At 61.6% G+C, this 18,527-nt stretch carries 14 protein-coding genes; 9 read left to right on the top strand and 5 right to left on the bottom strand.

Annotation, left to right across the window (positions count from 1 at the left end):
- The first annotated feature begins 383 nt into the window (after nt 1-383).
- From trxB to infA, 5 genes are all read left to right on the top strand, one after another.
- Nucleotides 384-1,355: a thioredoxin-disulfide reductase gene (trxB, locus tag ACJ8QF_RS04135; protein WP_016928331.1), complete on the top strand. Its 972-nt coding sequence runs from the start codon at nt 384-386 to the stop codon at nt 1,353-1,355.
- 240 nt (nt 1,356-1,595) lie between these two features.
- Complete coding sequence (cydD, locus tag ACJ8QF_RS04130) at nt 1,596-3,362, top strand: heme ABC transporter permease/ATP-binding protein CydD (RefSeq protein ID WP_442537292.1); 1,767 nt, start codon at nt 1,596-1,598, stop codon at nt 3,360-3,362.
- Nucleotides 3,363-3,364: 2 nt separating this feature from the next.
- Nucleotides 3,365-5,104, top strand: coding sequence for a heme ABC transporter ATP-binding protein/permease CydC (gene cydC / locus ACJ8QF_RS04125; protein ID WP_442537291.1), 1,740 nt, complete (start codon nt 3,365-3,367; stop codon nt 5,102-5,104).
- A 29-nt stretch (nt 5,105-5,133) separates the two neighbouring features.
- Nucleotides 5,134-5,859, top strand: coding sequence for a leucyl/phenylalanyl-tRNA--protein transferase (gene aat, locus ACJ8QF_RS04120; protein ID WP_286094019.1), 726 nt, complete (start codon nt 5,134-5,136; stop codon nt 5,857-5,859).
- A gap of 105 nt (nt 5,860-5,964) precedes the next feature.
- Complete coding sequence (gene infA, locus ACJ8QF_RS04115) at nt 5,965-6,183, top strand: translation initiation factor IF-1 (RefSeq protein ID WP_002211347.1); 219 nt, start codon at nt 5,965-5,967, stop codon at nt 6,181-6,183.
- 207 nt (nt 6,184-6,390) lie between these two features.
- Here the strand turns inward: infA and clpA are convergent, their stop codons facing one another.
- Nucleotides 6,391-8,670, bottom strand: a complete 2,280-nt coding sequence (gene clpA, locus ACJ8QF_RS04110) for an ATP-dependent Clp protease ATP-binding subunit ClpA (protein WP_004928343.1) — start codon at nt 8,668-8,670, stop codon at nt 6,391-6,393.
- Between the two features lie 27 nt (nt 8,671-8,697).
- Nucleotides 8,698-9,018 carry an ATP-dependent Clp protease adapter ClpS gene (gene clpS, locus ACJ8QF_RS04105; RefSeq protein ID WP_004928347.1) on the bottom strand — a complete coding sequence of 107 codons (321 nt, stop codon included), beginning with the start codon at nt 9,016-9,018 and terminating at the stop codon, nt 8,698-8,700.
- Between the two features lie 355 nt (nt 9,019-9,373).
- On the opposite strand from clpS, the gene cspD reads away from it, so the two are divergent.
- Nucleotides 9,374-9,595 (top strand): cold shock-like protein CspD, encoded by a 222-nt coding sequence (gene cspD, locus ACJ8QF_RS04100; protein WP_004928349.1) that lies wholly within the window; start codon nt 9,374-9,376, stop codon nt 9,593-9,595.
- Nucleotides 9,596-9,682: 87 nt separating this feature from the next.
- Here the strand turns inward: cspD and macB are convergent, their stop codons facing one another.
- Both macB and macA read right to left on the bottom strand, forming a co-directional pair.
- The gene (gene macB, locus ACJ8QF_RS04095) at nt 9,683-11,629 is read right to left on the bottom strand and encodes a macrolide ABC transporter ATP-binding protein/permease MacB (RefSeq protein ID WP_048322702.1); all 1,947 of its coding nucleotides are present in this window, start codon (nt 11,627-11,629) and stop codon (nt 9,683-9,685) included.
- On the bottom strand, nt 11,629-12,744 hold the full coding sequence (macA, locus tag ACJ8QF_RS04090) for a macrolide transporter subunit MacA (RefSeq protein ID WP_442537290.1): 1,116 nt from the start codon (nt 12,742-12,744) through the stop codon (nt 11,629-11,631). Before macA ends, macB begins: the two co-directional genes overlap by 1 nt.
- 194 nt (nt 12,745-12,938) lie before the next feature.
- On the opposite strand from macA, the gene ACJ8QF_RS04085 reads away from it, so the two are divergent.
- Nucleotides 12,939-13,892: a VirK/YbjX family protein gene (locus ACJ8QF_RS04085; protein WP_004928358.1), complete on the top strand. Its 954-nt coding sequence runs from the start codon at nt 12,939-12,941 to the stop codon at nt 13,890-13,892.
- Nucleotides 13,893-13,906: 14 nt separating this feature from the next.
- Here the strand turns inward: ACJ8QF_RS04085 and ACJ8QF_RS04080 are convergent, their stop codons facing one another.
- Complete coding sequence (locus tag ACJ8QF_RS04080; RefSeq protein WP_004928362.1) at nt 13,907-15,565, bottom strand: ATP-dependent endonuclease; 1,659 nt, start codon at nt 15,563-15,565, stop codon at nt 13,907-13,909.
- Nucleotides 15,566-15,752: 187 nt separating this feature from the next.
- Between ACJ8QF_RS04080 and ACJ8QF_RS04075 the strand changes: the two genes are divergently transcribed.
- Both ACJ8QF_RS04075 and hcp read left to right on the top strand, forming a co-directional pair.
- Nucleotides 15,753-16,649, top strand: a complete 897-nt coding sequence (locus tag ACJ8QF_RS04075) for a lysine exporter LysO family protein (protein ID WP_004928363.1) — start codon at nt 15,753-15,755, stop codon at nt 16,647-16,649.
- Nucleotides 16,650-16,830: 181 nt separating this feature from the next.
- Nucleotides 16,831-18,480 carry a hydroxylamine reductase gene (gene hcp / locus ACJ8QF_RS04070; RefSeq protein ID WP_442537289.1) on the top strand — a complete coding sequence of 550 codons (1,650 nt, stop codon included), beginning with the start codon at nt 16,831-16,833 and terminating at the stop codon, nt 18,478-18,480.
- Nucleotides 18,481-18,527: the final 47 nt, after the last annotated feature.

Genomic DNA, 18,527 nt, shown 5'->3' with positions numbered 1-18,527 from the left:
ACGGGGATAATTTCTTCTTCCTATGATGTTTTCGCAAATGCGCAGCGGATTGTCAAAGTAAAAGAAGCAAAATCAGAACAACGTACCGTCACGAAAAGTCTGCATCCCATTTTTGGTTATGAATCGCTGGCAGATAAACCCCGGCGGGGAGCGGCTGAAGTCGCAGAATGCGCCGTTTTTGCGCGGTTGGCGATTCAGCGGCCGAATGCGGCTTTGATAAGGTAAATTTCTGCGTTCGGCGTACGATTTGCCGACAGCGGGTGCATTAATAGGCGACAACTATCATACAAATCGTTAACAACGTCGCCCGGCGCTTTTTTTACTGCGCCATTTTCCCTACAATCGGCTTCATTGTCCGCCATTGTGGAATAAAGAGGTTATTCATGGGCACGGCTAAACATAGCAAATTACTGATTCTGGGCTCCGGCCCGGCCGGTTACACCGCCGCCGTCTACGCGGCGCGCGCCAACCTGAATCCGGTGCTGATCACCGGTCTGGAGCAAGGCGGCCAGCTGACCACCACCACCGAAGTGGAAAACTGGCCGGGCGACGCCGATGGCCTGACCGGCCCGGCGCTGATGGAGCGCATGCGCGAGCACGCGGAGAAGTTCCAGACTGAAATTGTCTTCGATCATATCAACAGCGTCGATCTGCAGCAGCGTCCGTTCCGCCTGTTCGGCGACAGTGGCGAATACAGCTGCGACGCGCTGATCATCGCGACCGGCGCCTCCGCCCGCTACCTTGGCCTGCCTTCCGAAGACGCCTTCAAGGGCAAAGGCGTTTCCGCCTGCGCGACCTGCGACGGTTTCTTCTACCGCAACCAGAAAGTCGCGGTGGTCGGCGGCGGCAACACCGCCGTTGAAGAAGCGCTGTACCTGTCCAACATCGCCGCCGAGGTTCACCTGATCCACCGTCGCGACAGCTTCCGCTCGGAGAAGATCCTGATCGACCGGCTGATGGAAAAAGTGAAAAGCGGCAACATCGTGTTGCACACCGACCATACGTTGGACGAAGTGCTGGGCGATGAAATGGGCGTGACCGGCGTGCGCATCCGCAGCACCAAAGCGGAAAACGAAACCCGTGAACTGGAACTGGCCGGCGTGTTCATCGCTATCGGCCACAGCCCGAACACCGGCATCTTCGGCGGCCAGCTGGAGCTGGAAAACGGCTACATCAAGGTACAGTCCGGCATTCACGGCAATGCGACCCAAACCACTATCCCCGGCGTCTTCGCCGCAGGCGACGTGATGGATCACGTCTACCGCCAGGCGATCACTTCCGCCGGCACCGGCTGTATGGCGGCGCTGGACGCAGAACGTTACCTGGACGGCATCGCCGGCGCAGAAGTCTGCTAAGACTTTCTCGTCATCAGCAAAAAGCGGCTCTCGGGCCGCTTTTTTTGTTTCCCCCCTCCGCACTCTCCTTCCCGCGTCTGTTATAGCCACATTTGGCCGCTTTATTATTTTCAGTCTGCCGGGTGACGAGGTAACATGGGACCTCGCTTGTTTGTCGCCGATTGCGCCAAACACTATTATTTAACAGTACGTTAACCCAGCCTGTAACAAACGGGCACCGGCGACGCAGACGCATATCTGATGAAAAAAACCAGACAGCAACAGTTAACCCGTTGGCTTAAAACCCAGAGTTCGTTGGCGCAGCGTTGGCTGCGCCTTTCCATGCTGTTGGGGCTGTTCAGCGGCCTGCTGATCGTGGCGCAGGCGTGGCTGCTGGCCAGCCTGCTGCACGCCCTGATCATCGAACATACCCCACGCGAACAGCTGCTCCCTTCGTTTATCTGGCTGGCCGCCGCGTTCGCATTGCGGGCGCTGTTGAGCTGGCTGCGGGAGCGGGTCGGTTTCCTGTGTGGCCAGGTGATCCGTCAGCGCATGCGCCAGCAGGTGTTGGATAAGCTACAGCAGCTCGGCCCGGCCTGGATCCAGGGCAAACCGGCGGGCAGTTGGGCCAGCATCATCGTCGAGCAGATCGAGGATATGCAGGACTATTACTCGCGCTATCTGCCGCAGATGTATCTGGCGGTCTTCATCCCGCTGCTGATCCTGCTCGCCGTTTTCCCGATCAATTGGGCCGCCGGTTTGATTCTGTTGGCGACCGCGCCGCTGATCCCGCTGTTCATGGCGCTGGTCGGTATGGGGGCCGCCGACGCCAACCGCCGCAACTTCGTGGCACTGGCGCGATTGAGCGGCAACTTCCTCGACCGCCTGCGCGGCCTGGACACCCTGCGGCTGTTCGACCGCGCGCAGGCCGAAACCGCACAGATCGCCAAATCCTCCGAAGACTTCCGCAGCCGCACCATGGAAGTGCTGCGCATGGCCTTCCTCTCCTCCGGCGTGCTGGAGTTCTTCGCCTCAATTTCCATCGCCGTAGTGGCGGTGTACTTCGGCTTTTCTTACCTCGGCGAACTCAACTTCGGCAGCTATGGCCTCGGCGTAACGCTGTTTTCCGGTTTTCTGGTGCTGATTCTGGCGCCGGAGTTCTTCCAACCGCTGCGCGATCTCGGCACCTTCTATCATGCCAAGGCGCAGGCGGTCGGCGCGGCGGAAGCGCTGGAAACCTTCCTCAGCGCCGAAGGCGAGCAGATGGGCAACGGCACGCGGCAGCTGCCCGCCGATCAACCGCTGACGCTACAGGCGAACGAGTTGGAAATCCTGTCGCCGAACGGCGTGCTGCTGGCCGGGCCGCTGAGTTTCACTCTGCAGCCGCGGCAGCGCGTGGCGCTGGTCGGGCTGAGCGGCGCCGGTAAAAGCTCGCTGCTCAATCTGCTGCTCGGCTTCCTGCCCTACCGTGGCTCGTTGACCGTCAACGGCATCGAGCTGCGTGAACTGTCCGCAGAAAACTGGCGTCAACAGCTCAGCTGGGTCGGGCAGAACCCGCACCTGCCGGCGCAAACCTTGCGCGCCAATATCCTGTTGGGCTGCCCGCAGGCCGACGAAGCGCAGCTGCAGCAGGCGGTGGAACACGCCTACGTCAGCGAACTGTTACCGTATCTGCCGCAGGGGCTCGACACCGAAGTGGGCGACAACGCCGCCCGCCTGTCGGTCGGCCAGGCGCAGCGCGTGGCGGTCGCCCGGGCGCTGATCGGCCCGCGCCGCCTGCTGCTGCTGGATGAACCGGCCGCCAGCCTCGATGCCCATAGCGAACAACGGGTGATGCAGGCGTTGAATGCCGCTTCGCATCAGCAAACCACCCTGCTGGTGACGCACCAGTTGGAAGATACCGAAGACTACGATCAGATTTGGGTGATGGATAACGGGCGCATCGTGCAGCAGGGCGATTACGCCACCCTCAGCGCCCAGCCGGGCCTGTTCGCCACTCTTATCGCCCACCGCCGCGGGGAGCTTTAATCATGCGCGTTTTGCTGCCGTTTTTGGCGTTGTATCGCCGCCATAGCCTGCTGATTAGCCTGGGCATCCTGTTGGCGATCGTCACCCTGCTGGCCAGCATCGGCCTGCTGGCGCTCTCCGGCTGGTTCCTGGCCGCCTCTTCGCTGGCCGGATTGGCGGGCCTGCTGACCTTCAACTATATGTTGCCGGCCGCCGGCGTGCGCGGCGCGGCGATCTTCCGCACCGCCGGGCGCTACGCCGAGCGCGTGGTCAGCCACGACGCCACCTTCCGCGTGCTGTCGCACCTGCGGGTGTTCACCTTCAGCAAGATCCTGCCGCTGACGCCGGGCGGCATCGCCCGTTTCCGCCAGGCCGACCTGCTCAACCGCCTGGTGGCGGACGTGGACACGCTGGATCACCTTTATCTGCGGGTGATCTCGCCGCTTATCAGCGCGGCGGTGGTGATCCTGGTGGTCACTTACGGCCTGAGCTGGCTGGATCCTGCGCTCGCCCTGACGCTGGGCGGCATACTGTTGCTGCTGTTGCTGCTGGTGCCGCCGGTGTTCTATCGCGCCGGCAAACCGATCGGCGGGCAACTCACCGCCCTGCGCGGCCAATACCGCACCGACCTGACCGCCTGGCTGCAGGGGCAGGCGGAGCTGGTGGTGTTCGGCGCCGTCAACGACTTCCGCCAGACGCTGACCGCCACCGAACAGCTGTGGCAACGCCGCCAGTGGCAGCAGACCTCGCTGAGCGGCAAGGCGCAGGCGCTGATGATCCTCGCCAGTGGGCTGACGGTGACGCTGCTGCTGTGGCTGACCGCCGCCGGCATCGGCGGCGATACCCAACCCGGCGCGCTGATCGTGCTGTTTGTCTTCGCCGCGCTGGCGTCGTTCGAAGCGCTGATGCCGGTGGCCGGCGCCTTCCAGCACCTCGGCCAGGTGATCGCCTCCGCCACGCGGGTCAAACAGATCATCGATCGCCAACCGGAAGTCTCCTTCCCGGCCGTCGGCCCGGCCGCCGCCGACCGGGCTCAGCTTAGCCTGCGGCAGTTAAGTTTCACCTACCCCGATCAGCCGCAGCCGGTGCTGCGCGACGTCACGCTCGAGGTCGCGGCCGGCGAACACATCGCCTTGCTCGGCCGCACCGGCTGCGGCAAGTCCACCCTGCTGCAGCTGCTGACCCGTGCCTGGCGCACCGACGGCGGAAAAATTCTGCTCAACGGCGAACCGCTGGAAGATTATGATGAAACCACGCTGCGTCGAATGACCACGGTCGTCAGCCAGCGAGTGCATATCTTCAGCGATACGCTGCGGGAAAACCTGCGGCTGGCCGCACCGGATGCCGACGACGCTCGCCTGAGCGAGGTGTTGCAGCAGGTGGGGCTGGGCAAACTGCTGGACAGTGACGGCGGGCTGAACGCCTGGCTGGGGGAAGGCGGCCGGCAGCTGTCCGGCGGCGAACAGCGCCGGCTGGGCATCGCCCGCGCGCTGCTGCACCCTGCCCCGCTGCTGTTGCTTGACGAACCGACCGAAGGGCTGGACGCCGAGACCGAGCAGCAGATCCTGGCGCTGCTGCGCCGGCATTGTCAGGGCAAGACGCTGATCCTGGTGACGCACCGCCTGTACGGCCTGGAGCATCTCGATCGCATTTGCGTAATGGATGACGGCCAAATTGTCGAACAGGGCGATCACGCCACCCTAATGCGCCAGCAGGGCCGCTATGCCCGCTTTCGCAACCGTATCAGCAACCTGGCGCCGTAATCGGCCCGTAGAGGACGCAGAAACCCTGTATGCGCATCGTTAAGCTTTCCCCTCAGTCGCTGGCGTTTCCCTCGCCTGAGGGCGCCCTGCGCGATCCCAACGGCCTGCTGGCGATCGGCGGCGACCTGACGGCGCCACGGCTGCTGGCAGCCTACGAGCGCGGCATCTTCCCCTGGTACTCGCCGGGGGAAGCGATTCTGTGGTGGTCACCCGATCCGCGTGCGGTGCTGTTCCCGGCCGAGTTTCATCTCAACCGCAGCCTGAAACGCTTTCTGCGCCACGATCCGTTTCGCATCACGCTTAATCACGACTTCGCCTCAGTGATCGCCGCCTGCGCCCACCGGCCGGATGAAGGCACCTGGATCGGCCCGGAGGTACAGCGCGCCTATCAACATCTTCATCGCCTCGGCTACGCGCACTCGGTGGAGGTATGGCAGGATGATCAACTGGTCGGCGGCATGTACGGCGTGGCGCAGGGCGCGTTGTTCTGCGGCGAATCGATGTTCAGCCGCGTCACCAACGCCTCAAAATGCGCATTGATGGCCTTTTGTCGCCATTTTGCCGCTTATGGCGGGGAATTGATTGACTGCCAGGTGCTGAACGCTCACACTGCCCGCCTTGGCGCGCGTGAAATTCCGCGCCGTCAATTTTTGCAGCAGCTCAGCACCCTTCAACGGCGGCCTTTGGCACCGGCGTGCTGGGCGCCGCAAGTCATATCCCCACAGACGGTTGAACCGCCCTGCCCAGCAAACTAATTGGTGGAAACGGTGCAATGTTCACCGACACATCTTTACATAATGGGGGTTTTTCGGCATTATCTTGCCGGTTAAAAACTAAGGTAGTTAGACCTAGAGGATTCGATGGCCAAAGAAGACAATATTGAAATGCAGGGCACCGTTCTTGATACGCTGCCGAACACCATGTTCCGCGTTGAATTGGAAAACGGGCACGTGGTAACCGCACACATCTCCGGTAAAATGCGTAAAAACTATATCCGCATCCTGACGGGCGACAAAGTCACTGTAGAGCTGACCCCGTACGACCTGAGCAAAGGCCGCATTGTCTTCCGTAGCCGTTAATCGGCTCACCGCGCGCCACACGCTGGCGGCATCGAGGATGTAATATCCCTCGGGAGCCCTTTCCGTTTACCCCCGCAGCGACGTTACACAACGGGTTGCAGGTGCGCAGGTAAACTGAGAGGGCTCACTCGTTTCTGTTGTACGGTGAATCTCACCCATAAAAAAAGCGATGCCGAAGCATCGCTTTTTCTTTGCCTGAAGGCGGCCTTAGTGCACCGCGCCCTCGTCCGCTTTGCGCTTGGCGGCGCTGAGGAAGTGGTAGGTCAGCTGCTTCTTGTCCTTGTCCAGCTCGACCTTCACGGAACCGCCGTCCACCAGTGAGCCGAACAGCAACTCGTTGGCCAGCGGTTTCTTCAGGTTTTCCTGCATGACGCGCGCCATCGGACGAGCGCCCATCGCACGGTCGTAGCCCTTCACCGACAGCCAATCGCGCGCTTCGTCGCTCACTTCCAGCGAGACGCCCTTCGCATCCAGCTGCGCCTGCAGTTCGACGATAAACTTGTCGACCACCTGCTGGATCACCTCGGTAGACAGATGGTTGAACCAGATGATGTTGTCCAGACGGTTGCGGAACTCCGGCGTAAACACCTTCTTGATCTCCTCCATCGCGTCGGTGCTGTTGTCCTGCTGCACCAGACCGATCGACTTGCGTTCTGTTTCCCGCACCCCGGCGTTGGTGGTCATCACCAGGATCACATTGCGGAAATCCGCCTTGCGGCCGTTGTTGTCGGTCAGCGTACCGTTGTCCATCACCTGCAGCAGCAGGTTGAACACGTCCGGATGCGCCTTCTCGATCTCATCGAGCAGCACCACCGCATGCGGATGCTTGATCACCGCATCGGTCAGCAGCCCGCCCTGATCGTAACCGACGTAGCCCGGAGGCGCGCCGATCAGGCGGCTGACGGTATGCCGCTCCATGTACTCGGACATGTCGAAACGCAGCAGCTCGATATCCATCGCCTTGGCCAACTGTACGGTGACCTCGGTTTTCCCGACCCCGGTCGGCCCGGCGAACAGGAAGGAACCGACCGGCTTGCGCTCGTGGCCCAGACCGGCGCGGCTCATCTTGATCGCTTCGGTCAGCGCCTCGATCGCCTGATCCTGGCCGAATACCAGCATCTTCAAGCGATCGCCCAGATTTCTCAGCACGTCGCGATCGCTGGCCGACACGGTTTTCTCCGGGATGCGCGCAATGCGCGCCACCACGGATTCGATATCGGCCACGTTGACGGTTTTCTTGCGCTTGCTGGCCGGCATCAACCGGCTGCGGGCGCCCGCCTCGTCGATCACGTCGATCGCCTTGTCCGGCAGATGACGATCGTTGATGTATTTCACCGACAGCTCCACCGCGGCGCGGATCGCTTTGGCGGTATAACGCACGTCGTGGTGCGCTTCATACTTGGCCTTCAGGCCGTTGATGATCTGAACGGTCTCTTCCGCCGTCGGTTCGGTGATATCGATCTTCTGGAAGCGGCGCGCCAAAGCGCGATCCTTTTCGAAGATGTTGCTGAACTCCTGGTAGGTGGTCGAGCCGATCACCCGGATCTTGCCGCTCGACAGCAGCGGTTTGATCAGGTTGGCGGCATCCACTTGCCCACCGGAAGCCGCACCGGCGCCGATGATGGTGTGAATTTCATCGATGAACAGGATGCTGTTCTGATCCTGTTCCAGCTGTTTGAGCAGCGCCTTGAAGCGCTTCTCGAAGTCGCCGCGGTATTTGGTGCCGGCCAGCAGTGAACCGATATCCAGCGAATACAGCGTGCAATCCGCCATCACTTCCGGCACGTCGCCCTGCACGATACGCCAGGCCAGGCCTTCGGCAATGGCGGTCTTGCCCACGCCGGATTCGCCGACCAGCAGCGGGTTGTTTTTACGACGGCGGCACAGCACCTGAATCGCGCGCTCCAGCTCACGATCGCGGCCGATCAGCGGATCGATGCCGCCCACACGGGCCAACTGATTGAGGTTGGTGGTGAAGTTTTCCATACGGTCTTCCCCTCCGGACTGCTCTTCGTTCACCGGGTTTTCCGCATTCGGCGCTTGGCCCGGCTCGTCTTTACGCGTGCCATGTGAAATAAAGTTCACCACGTCGAGACGGCTGACGTCGTGCTTGCGCAGCAGATAGGCCGCCTGCGACTCCTGCTCGCTGAAGATGGCCACCAACACGTTGGCGCCGGACACTTCGCTGCGGCCGGAAGATTGCACATGGAAGACCGCGCGCTGCAACACGCGCTGGAAGCTGAGCGTCGGCTGAGTGTCGCGCTCTTCTTCGCCGGCGGGCAGCGTCGGTGTGGTTTGTTCGATGAAGGCTTCCAGCTCCTGGCGCAACGCGGCCAGATCCACCGTACATGCCTCGAGCGCTTCTCGCGCGGCAGGGTTGCTCAGCAACGCCAGCAACAGGTGCTCCACGGTCATAAACTCGTGTCTGTGCTCACGCGCCCTGGCGAAAGCCATGTTGAGACTGAGTTCCAGTTCTTGATTGAGCATAAGCACCTCCCCAATAGATTGCCTTATTCAGGCTTTTTCCAGCGTACAAAGCAACGGATGCTCGTTCTCCCTTGCGTACCGGTTCACATGGACGACTTTGGTTTCCGCCACCTCGGCGGTGAAAACACCACAGATCGCCTTGCCTTGATAGTGGACCGTGAGCATCAGTTGCGTTGCGCGTTCAATATCATAAGAAAAGAACTTTTGCAGAACGTCAATCACAAATTCCATCGGTGTGTAATCGTCGTTGTTAAGTATAACTTTATACATAGACGGCGGTTTTACCGCATCGATTTGTTTTTCTTCGGCTAAGTGTTCAAAATTTAGCCAGTCGTTGTTATTGCCCATCGCTGCTCATCTTCTCTGCTCTGCCCTCTGATATGGGGACAGGTTTCGGTTATTCAAAGTGGGGATAGTTACTATTTTATCATCTTCGCCATCGTCCCGCCGCACTGTAACGTGCGCAAAAAAACGGGCCAATTGTGACTGAATCGTGGCAATAGCGTTACCTGCTTCAAACTTTGGTGAACTGCTCCCCGCCGACAAAAGCCGATCCCTTGACGCCCCGATCATTTGCTCTAGAGTGTAAATTCGTGGCTGGTGGTCTTTTAACCACCCCTTGTCCACCCTGCTACCCGCCCACGGCGGGTGCGAATTCAGTTATTCATCTCACTTAAAATAGCGTTGCGAGGGATGTAAAAGCATGGAGACGGGTACTGTTAAATGGTTTAACAACGCCAAAGGCTTTGGCTTCATCTGCCCAGCCGGCGGTGGCGAAGATATTTTCGCGCATTATTCCACCATCAAGATGGATGGTTACAGAACGTTGAAGGCAGGCCAGCAGGTCAGCTTCGACGTGCATCAAGGGCCAAAAGGGAACCATGCCAGTCTGATTGTGCCGGTGGAAAGCGAGGCGCTGTCCTGAACGCCTCCAGCAGCGTCGCGCTGCATTGACCCTGACTGCGATAAAAATGCCAGCCGCCGTGTGACTGGCATTTTTTATGCCTTTTACTTACTCGCGCGCCAGCGCATCGATCGGATTCAGCCGCGCGGCATTGCGCGCCGGCAGATAGCCGAACACCACGCCGATACCGGTGGAACAGAGGAACGCGCTCAGTAACGCCGCCGGCGGGAAGCTGATCTGCCAGCCCGGCAATACCAACTGCACCGCCAGGCCGATGGCGAACGACAGCGTAATCCCCAGCGCGCCCCCCACCAGGCAGACCAACACCGCCTCGATCAAGAACTGCTGCAACACGTCGCCGGAACGGGCGCCCACCGCCATGCGGATGCCGATCTCGCGCGTGCGCTCGGTCACCGACACCAGCATGATGTTCATCACGCCGATGCCGCCCACCACCAGCGAAATCACCGCCACCAGCGTCAGGAACAGCTGCAGCGTGCGGGTGGTTTTCTCCGCGGTTTGCACCAGGCTGTCCATGTTATAGGTGAAAAAGTCCTTCTTGCCGTGGCGCAGCGTCAACAGGCGCGACAGTTGCTGCTCCGCTTCCTTGCTGTCGTAACCGTCGCGGATGCGCACGGTGATCGAATCGAAATAGCTGTTGCCCATCAGACGGTTGGCCATGGTGCTGTACGGCACCCACACGTTCAGCGTCTTGCTGCTGCCGAACATCGACTGCTTCTCCTTGGCCACGCCGACCACCGTCGCCGGCATGTTGCCCACCAGGATCACTTCCCCCACCACGTTCTTCTGGTGCGGGAACAGCCGCCGTTGGGTATTGGCGTCAATCACCACCGTCTGCGCCTGCGACTGTACCTGCATCGGATCGATGCCGACGCCCTGGGTAAAGCTCATGCCGTACACGCGGAAGAACTGCTCGCTGACGCCGTTGACGTTGGCCGCCGCATCAACGTTGCCCAAGCGCAGCCGCATGCTGCTGCTGATGCTCGGCGACAGCGCACTGATGTAAGGCTGTTCGCGCAGCGCATCGAGATCGCCGTATTTCAACGATTGCCGGTAGGTCGGATCGTCGTCGCCGAAATCCTTGCCGGGATAGATATCGACAGTATTGGTGCCGATGGATTTGATGTCCGCCAGCACCATCTGCTTGGCGGCGTCGCCGATCACCAGGATCGACACCACCGAGGCGATGCCGATAATGATGCCGAGCATGGTCAGCGCGGTGCGCATCTTGTTGGCCGCCATCGCGCGCCAGGCCATGATCAGCGCCTCGCGGAAACGGCCGCCCATCTGCCGCCAGGAAGGCGCCGCGGCGGCCAGTGCCAGCGGCTTGGCCTGCGCATTCTCCTGCGGTGCCGGCCGCGAGTCGGCGATAATCTCGCCGTCGCGGATCTCGATGATCCGTTCAGCCTGACGCGCCACCGCCGGATCGTGAGTCACCAGGATCACCGTGTGCCCCTGGGCGCACAACTGTTTAAGGATCGCCATCACCTCTTCGCCGGAATGGCTGTCGAGCGCGCCGGTCGGCTCATCCGCCAGGATCACCTGCCCGCCGTTCATCAACGCGCGGGCGATACTGACGCGCTGCTGCTGGCCGCCGGAAAGCTGGCTCGGCCGATAGTTGACTCGCTCCCCCAGCCCCAACCGCCGCAACAGCGCCTCCGCCCGTTCGCGCCGCGCCGCTTTGCCCAGCCCGGCATACACCGCCGGCACCTCGACGTTGTGCGCCGCGCTCAGGTGCGGCAGCAGATGATAGCGTTGAAAGATAAAGCCGAAATGCTCGCGCCGCAGCTGCGCCAGCGCATCGTCGCTCAGCGTCGCCACATCTTGCCCGGCTACCCGATACACGCCGGCGCTCGGCTTGTCCAGGCAGCCAAGAATGTTCATCAGCGTCGATTTGCCGGAGCCGGAGGCCCCCATGATCGCCACCATTTCACCGGCATCGATGCTCAGGCTGATCCCCTTCAGCACCTCCACCGTCTGCTCGCCGGAACGGTAGCTGCGGCGAATGCCGTTCAGCTGCAACAGCGCCGCCATCAGCCGGCCTCCACGCCGCCGCGGCTGACGATCACCTCATCGCCCGCCTCAAGCCCGCTGAGGATCTGCACATCGATATTGTTGCGCAGGCCGATGGCCACCTCACGCTTCTCTTCCTTGCCCTGTTTCAGCACCGAGACGTGGTAGCGATTGTCGGCGATCTGATCGCCCAGCGCCGCCAGCGGGATCACCAGCGCCTGCTGAACGCCGGCCAGCTGAATATGCACCTGCGCCGTCATTTGCAAGCGCAGCAACCTTTCCGGGTTGGGCACTTCGAAACGCGCGTAATAGAAGATGGCGTTGTTGACTTTTTCCGGCGTCGGCTGGATGTCTTTCAGCACGCCGTCGAAGCGCCGGGTCGGATCGCCCAGCACCGTGAACCAGGCCTTCTGACCCGGCTTGAGGTTAATGACGTCGGCCTCCGAGACCTGCGCCTTCACCAGCATGGTGCCGAGATCCGCCAGCGTCAGAATGTTCGGCGCCTGCTGCGCCGCGATCACCGTCTGGCCCTGCAGCGTGGTGATCTGCACCACGTCGCCATCCATCGGCGCTTCGATGCGGGTGTAGGCCAGGTTGATCTTGGCAGTGTCCAGGCTGGCCTGATTCCGCGCGATCTGCGCATTGATGGTGCCCACCTGCGCCTTCTTCACCGCCAGCTGCGTCGCCGCCTGATCCAAATCCTGACGCGACACCGCCTGCAGCCTGGCCAGCGCCTGGTTGCGCTGCAGCGTGACCGCCGCCAGCTGCTGTTCCGCCTGCGCCTGCAACAGTTGCGCATGCAGCTCGCGCAGCGTCGCCTCGCCTTCGCGGATGCTGTTCTGCGCCTGTTGCGGATCGATAACCCCCAGCAACTGGCCTTTTTTCACCTTGTCGCCGATCTCGACATACAGTTTTTCCAACTGTCCGCTGACCTGCGCGCCGACGTCAACCTTGCGCACCGCGTCCAGCTGGCCGGTCGCCAACACGTTCTGCTGCAGATCGCGCTGGGTGACCTTCACCGTTTTGAAATCGGTTGGCGCCGGATGGCGAAAGTGCCAAACGGCCGCCGCGGCAAGCGCCGCAATCACCGCCAGAACGAGTATCCAGCGGCGTTTATGTTCTTTAAACCCTGTCAAAATGGACCTGCCTGTGCTTGTGAATATCCACCGCCCATTGCGGCGGCGGAGCTAAATTAGCATGCAACGTAGGGAATAACTAAACCTTAGCTCAACACAATGTGGAGACACGCCTGGTTACAGTTCAGCATTGAACTCCCGTTTAGTGAAACCTTGATGAAATACCGCCATTCAACACAGCCAAGGATTTCATCATGTCACAGCTCAGCTACCCACTCGCCTCCCCCCGGCCGCTTAACGGCTGGCAACTGATGACGGCGCTGATCAATGGCGAAAAGGCGCCAAGCAACGCCTGGAAAAAAACCTCGTTTCGCCTGAAGTTTCTCGGCCGTTCGCTGCTCAACTGGCGCACCACCAGCGGCCTGCTCAGCACCCTGGCCAGCAACCCGCTGCTGGAAGAGATCCTGAACGCGCAGCCGAACCTGCCGTGCAAGCTGCATCGCCCCTACCTGGCGGCCAACATGAGCAAGATCGAATGCTTGTTCGCCCTGCGCGATCATTACGATCTCATCGTGCAACGCATGCCGCTGAAGATGCGTCTCGGCCACCTCGGCCCACAGCCTTTCGTGCTGGCCCGCGCGATGGGCAAAAACGAAGCGCCGATCTCGCTGGAACTGGCGGCGATCGACAAACTGAATAAGGAAGGGGAAGCCACGCTGCTGCTGCGCAACGCCAACGGCGTGATGCTGGCGGAAATCACCTTTGCGCTGATGCATTATCAGCAGCAGCCGACGCTGTTCATCGGCGGCCTGCAGGGCGCGAACCATGAGGTGCCGCACGCCGAGATCCAGCACACCACCAAGGAGTGTCACGGTCTGTTCCCTAAACGTCTGGTGCTGGAAGGCGTTTGCACGCTGGCTCGGCATCTCGGCATCCGCCGGATCGTAGCCGTCGGCAACGCCACCCATATCTATCAAAACTGGCGTTACCAGAGTAAGAAGAAGGACCAACTGCACGCCGATTACGATCAGTTCTGGCTGTCGATGGGCGCCAAACCGCTCGACAGCGGCTATTTCCTGCTGCCCGAGCGCATCGCCCGCAAGCCGATCGAAGAGATTGCCAGCAAGAAGCGCGCCGAGTATCGCCGCCGCTATCAGTTGCTGGACGAACTGGAACAGGGATTGGCGGCGCATTTCTGCGCCCGATAACGCCCGGCGGGCCGTCAGTCCGCCCGGCCGCGCGCCAGCCAGATTACCCGTGAGAACATTTTCTTCAGCAGCGGCGGCACCGAGTCCGTGCCCCATTCGCCGGCCTGCATCGCGACCTCAATCGCCAGATCCGGCTTCGACGAGTGGTGAACCGCTTTCAGGATCACCTTGCGCACCGGCATCTGCGCGTTGAGCGGCACCGACGCCATTCGGTGATAGACCGGGCCAAACCCTTCGCGGAACATGAAGTGCTCCATGTCCGGCGCCGGCAGCGCGGTCAGCCGATCGCGCTCGTTGTCTTCATGATTGTCCAGCAGGCTGCGCACGGTATTGGCGTACTTTTTGCCCGCCTCGTCGCCGTCCACCAGCGCATGCCACTCGATACCCATACGGCGGGCGAAGCGCAGCAGCGGCTTCAGACCGCACTGGGCGAATTCGATGACCCTCACCCCTTCCGCCTCGAAATGGTAGCCGCACTGGCGCGCCAGCTCGTTCAGCAGCCACACTTCGGTCTCGCCTTCCACCAGCAGCCAGCAGCGGGCAAACAGCGACGACGGCCGGTTGAAACGGATGTGAAACGCGATGCGCCGCCCGTCTTCGGCGCTCAGCCCGCGCGGCCCGAGACGGTAGGTCGCAACCCGCCCCGACTCGCGCACCAGCCGGCAGACGTGCTCCACCGGCACCAGCGACACCAGTTCGCTGGAGTTGGTGGTGGTGATACGCTGCAACGGCAGCTGATTGAGCAGCCCCCAGGCCACCGACAGCATGATCGGATGCAGGCGAGTTTCCGGGTCCTCCACCAGCAGCAGCGGCCGGGCATGGGGATCCAGCTTGACGTCACCCTTGGCCTGCAGCAGGGTGGAAAACATCCCCAGCAGGATCAGGCGCATGCTGCGGCTGTTCGGCTCGGCCACCATGCGGTTGATGCCGTCCAGCGCGCGCCAGGCGTCCTGCTCCGGTTCACCGCCGCGGCGGCGCGGCCGCGTCACCTGTGAACTCTGCTCAGCGAAATAGTGCTCCAGCAGCTGCTGCATCGCCGCCAGCCCCTGACGCAGCTCACCGTTGGTCAACTTCTGCGGATTGCGCACCAGCTCGCGCGTCAGCTGATCCAACTGCTGCGCCAGCGCCTGGGTATCGGGTTTGCGTTCATCGCCGAGGCTGCTGGGGCGCAGGCGACGAATAAAGCGCGCGTCGCGCAGGCGCAATACCGGATGGATGCGGATAATGGCGTGGGCCAGTTGTTCGATATGGTGCAGTTGAAAGGCGTTGCCGTCGGCGTCGAGAAAACCACGCCAGGTGCACACCGTGCCGTCGTCGGCCAGCTCGCCCTCGCAGCGGTAATGAATGCGGCTCAGGCCATCTTCGCCCTTGACCCACAGCGGCGTCAGGTGGCGATAGCGCGGCAGGTGCGCATGGCCGATGTCTTTTTCGCAGAAGGTGAACACCACCTGCAGGTGGCGCTCTTTGGCCGCCTCCTCACCGGGAGGGAAATGGAAGTCGTGCGCTTCAAACCGATACAGTTTCTGCTCCGGCGCCAGCAGCAGCGTCAGCGCATCCAGCAGGCTGGATTTACCCCAGGCGTTTTCGCCGAGCAACAGCGTGTTGTCGTCCAGCATCAGCGACAGCCGGTTAATGCCGCGAAAACCTACAATTTCGATACGCTCCAAGAACATCCGCCGCCTCCCGTGCGCGCCGTCGCCTCTTCAATGAGGTGACCTTCACAGAGCATGGTCAAAAAACCCCTTGCAGGTCAAGCGGCCAACGTCAAATCTGCCGCTTTACTCCGGCCGGGCTTTTGGTTAGCGTGTGCTCCTCGTCGGCGTTCGGCGCGCTTCAAAACTCAAGGACACAAGCTGCACCATGTACTCAGGACTGTTGATTATTCTGTTACCGCTGATTGTCGGTTACCTCATTCCCTTACGCCATCGCCCGCTGCTGGTGCTGATCAACCGGCTGCTCAGCTGGATGGTGTACGTGATCCTGTTTTTCATGGGTATCAGCCTGGCATTCATGGAAGATCTCAGCAGCAACCTGGTGCTGATCTTCCAGTACAGTGCAGTGTTCTTCTTCTGCATTCTCTGCGCCAACCTGCTGTTGCTGGCGCTGCTGGAGCGGCGCATGCCGTGGCGCAGCAGCCATAAACAGGAAAAGCTGCCTTCGCGCGTGCACATGGCGCTGGAGTCGCTCAAGCTGTGCGGCGTGGTGCTCGGCGGCTTCCTGCTCGGCCTGACGCAGTGGCAATGGCTGCAGTTCGCCCATAAAGGCAGCGAATATGCGCTGATCTTCCTGCTGTTGCTGGTCGGCATTCAGCTGCGCAACAGCGGCATGACGCTGCGCCAGATCGTGCTCAACCGCCGCGGCACGCTGGTGGCATTGGTGGTGACCGTCGCGTCGCTGGCCGGCGGCGCGCTGGCGGCTCAGCTGCTGGGGTTGCCGGTCAAGGCCGGGCTGGCGATGGCCTCCGGCTTCGGCTGGTACTCGCTGTCCGGCATTCTGATCACCGACGCCTACGGCCCGGTGATGGGCAGCGCCGCGTTCTTCAACGATCTGGCGCGCGAGCTGGTGGCGATCATGCTGATCCCGACGCTGGTGCGCCGCAGCCGCTCCACCGCCCTCGGCCTGTGCGGCGCCACCTCGATGGACTTCACCCTGCCGGTGCTGCAGCGCAGCGGCGGGCTGGACATGGTGCCGCCCGCTATCGTGCACGGCTTCCTGCTGAGCCTGCTGGCGCCGGTGCTGATCGCCCTGTTCTCCTGATCCTTTCCCCCTGGGGGCCGCCTGGCCCCCAAAGCGTAATCATTCCCATCCGCACGGCAAAATTGCGCTAAATCAAACTTGCCCGCAGTAGTCGCACAAAAGCCTTTTGCAACCCCGATCGCCGATCTATGCTTTTAAACAAGCATTATAAATGCAACTTTAAAAATAAAAGGAAGCGACTATGTTCTGTGTGCAATGTGAACAAACCATTCGAACCCCGGCAGGCAACGGCTGCGCGTATGCTCAGGGCATGTGCGGCAAAACGGCGGAAACCTCCGATCTGCAGGATCTGCTGGTGGCGGCGCTGCAGGGCCTCTCCGCCTGGGCGCTGCAGGCGCGTTCGCTGGGCATCGTCGACCACGAAATCGACAGCTTCGCCCCGCGCGCCTTCTTCGCCACCCTGACCAACGTTAACTTCGATTCCCAGCGCATCATCGGCTACGCGCGCGAAACCCTGCTGCTGCGCGACTCGCTGGCCGCCCGTTGCCGGCTGCTGGACGCCGGTGTGCGCGTCGATCACCCGATGGCGGCGCTGCAGCTGGCCGGCGACGATATGCCTGCGCTGCTGCAACAGGCGGCGCAGTTTGCCCTCAACAGCGACAAGGCCGAGGTCGGCGACGACATACACGGTTTGCGCCTGCTGTGCCTGTACGGCCTGAAAGGCGCGGCGGCCTATATGGAACACGCGCACGTGCTCGGCCAGTTCGACGCGCAACTCTATGCCGACTACCACGCCTTTATGGCCTGGCTCGGCACCCGGCCGCGCGACGTCGACACCCTGCTGAACAACGCCATGGGCATCGGCAAGATGAACTTCAACGTGATGGCGATCCTCGATCGCGGCGAAACCCAGGCCTACGGCGATCCGCAGCCCAGCGCGGTCAACGTGCGCCCGGTGGCCGGGAAAGCCATTCTGATTTCTGGCCACGATCTGAAAGATCTGCGCATGCTGCTCGAACAAACCGAAGGGCAAAACGTCAACGTCTACACCCACGGCGAAATGCTGCCGGCGCACGGCTATCCGGAACTGAAAAAATTCAAGCACCTGGTGGGCAACTACGGCAGCGGCTGGCAGAACCAGCAGACGGAATTCGCCAAATTCCCCGGCCCGATCGTGATGACCTCCAACTGCATCATCGATCCTAACGTCGGCAACTACGGCGATCGTATCTGGACCCGCAGCATCGTCGGCTGGCCGGGCGTCAACCATCTGGAAGGCGACGACTTCGGCGCCGTGATCCGCCAGGCACAGGGCATGAACGGCTTCCCTTACACCGAGATCGAACACCTGATCACCGTCGGCTTCGGCCGCCAGACGTTGCTTAACGCCGCCGACACGGTCATCGACCTGGTGTCGCAGAAAAAACTGCGCCACGTCTTCCTGGTCGGCGGCTGCGACGGCAGCCGCGACGAGCGCAGCTACTTCACCGACTTCGCCCGCAGCGTGCCGCAAGACTGCCTGATCATGACGCTGGCCTGCGGCAAGTACCGTTTCAACAAGCTGGACTTCGGCACGCTGGAGGGGTTGCCGCGCCTGCTGGACGTCGGCCAGTGCAACGACGCCTACTCCGCCATCATGCTGGCGGTCAAGCTGGCGGACACGCTCGGCTGCAGCGTTAACGAGCTGCCGCTCAGTCTGGTGCTGTCGTGGTTTGAACAGAAGGCGATCGTCATTCTGCTGACGCTGCTGTCGCTGGGGGTGAAAAACATCGTCACCGGCCCGACCGCGCCGGGCTTCCTGACCGACAACCTGATGGCGATCCTCAACGAGAAATTCGGCCTGCGCCCGATCACTACCGTCGAGCAGGATATCACCGCGCTGCTCGCCTGATGCCGTTACGTTATGGGGCCGCCTGCGCCGGCCCCTTTGCTTTTTGA

It is taken from the genome of Serratia sp. CY81684 (genome assembly GCF_052166595.1).
GTDB classification, from domain to species: Bacteria; Pseudomonadota; Gammaproteobacteria; order Enterobacterales; family Enterobacteriaceae; genus Serratia; species Serratia nematodiphila.
This window is presented reverse-complemented; position numbering and strand designations above follow the sequence as displayed.